The organism is Synechococcus sp. H55.9 (assembly GCF_047462355.1).
Classification (GTDB): domain Bacteria; phylum Cyanobacteriota; class Cyanobacteriia; order Thermostichales; family Thermostichaceae; genus Thermostichus.
The window spans coordinates 1-1,413 of the sequence record NZ_JANSJB010000182.1; the positions used below are offsets into that span (position 1 = coordinate 1).

General features: G+C 59.0%; 1 protein-coding gene and 1 pseudogene. Both read right to left on the reverse strand.

From position 1 onward, the window contains the following. A pseudogene (locus tag NW857_RS12955) lies at positions 1-431 on the reverse strand (AAA family ATPase); the annotation flags it as partial. Positions 432-553: 122 nt separating this feature from the next. Then, complete coding sequence (gene hypB, locus NW857_RS12960) at positions 554-1,243, reverse strand: hydrogenase nickel incorporation protein HypB (RefSeq protein WP_414369200.1); 690 nt, start codon at positions 1,241-1,243, stop codon at positions 554-556. Between the last annotated feature and the right edge of the window lie 170 nt (positions 1,244-1,413).

The window sequence follows — 1,413 nt, forward strand, 5'->3', positions numbered from 1 at the left end:
CCTGGGGCTCCCACCAACAGCACGCCACGGGGCGGATCCAGTCCCAGCTTGGCCAGCAGATCGGGCCGCTTGAGGGGAAGTTCTACCATCTCCCGCAGAATTTGGAGTTCTTCTTTCAGACCTCCCACGTCCTTGAGCGCGAGGCCCTTGGCGCTGCGGAGCGAGTCCGTTGCAGCGGCTCTGCTCTGCTCACATGGGCCCGCTGCAGGTCTAACCTGCGGCTCGCTGCTCCAAGAGGATTGCCCCGTGGCGGTTTGAACGCCGCTGGGACGAGGGGGAATAGAGCCGGAACGGGGAATAGAACTGCCCAGAGGCCGGGCCTGGACGCGAACTTCAGTTCGCAGTTCCCCACTTTGTTTTTTCTCATCCAGCTTCTGAGCCAGCTCGATTAACTGCTCAATACCCTGGATAAAGTCGCTTAAATTGGCCATAGCCGGGATTTTCCATCACACAGTCGTCTGCAAATTGACCCCGCCAGAGGTTCCAGCTCATCCCCTGCCTGGCCGGTTCAGGTGAGGAGAGTTCCACGGCCAGATGCTCAGTATGATACCCTTCACTTCGACTGCCGTCCTTGCTGGGTGAGGAAAACCTGCTCTCGGATCCAGCCCAGCCAGGGATCCAGCCCGGCACCCGTCTTCGCAGAAAGACAAAAAATGGGCACAGAAGGGTTGATCTCACGGATGTTGGCTTGCATCCGATCCAAATCCACCTCCAAAACAGGCACCAGATCCACTTTGGTGATCAGCAGACAATCCGCCTCTCGAAACATAATCGGGTACTTGAGAGGCTTATCCTCCCCTTCGGCAACGCTGAGCAGCGCTACCTTGGCGTGTTCTCCCACCTCAAACTCCGCCGGGCAGACCAGGTTGCCGACATTTTCCACCAGCAGCAAATCCAGTTGTTGCGGATCCAGCAGGGCTTCCAACTGCTGTAAACCCCCGGCCACCATGGCCGCGTCCAGATGACAGGCCCGACCCGTGTTGATGGCAATCACCGGGATTCCGTAGCAGCGCAACCGCTCTGCATCCAGTTGGGTTGTCATGTCTCCCTCGATCACCGCCAGGCGCAGCGAGCCGGCAAGAGCGGCCACGGTTTTCTCCAGCAAAGAGGTCTTCCCGGCTCCGGGAGCGCTCATGAGGTTCAGACAGGTCACTCCCCAGGCATCGAAGTGCTCCCGGTTGTGGTCGGCCTGGTGTTGGTTGGCGTGGAGCAGGTTAATCCCCAGATCCAAGACTTGATGCATGGCACAAGCTGTATGTGGGTTGCGGTTGAGAAGAGAAAAAACTCTAGCCTCCGAACGAGCGGAACTCGCTCATGGCCGGGGCAGGGGAGGGGTTGGCCGAAAGTTTGCGCACCTCAGAGCAGAAAGAAGCCATGCTAAAGCCACCAAAGCGCTTGACGGTGCTGGCCCGC

What these genes read in the sequence shown, in the direction of transcription:
- hypB (WP_414369200.1), bottom strand. Translation starts at nt 1,243, where the DNA reads ATGCATCAAGTCTTGGATCTGGGGATTAACCTGCTCCACGCCAACCAA.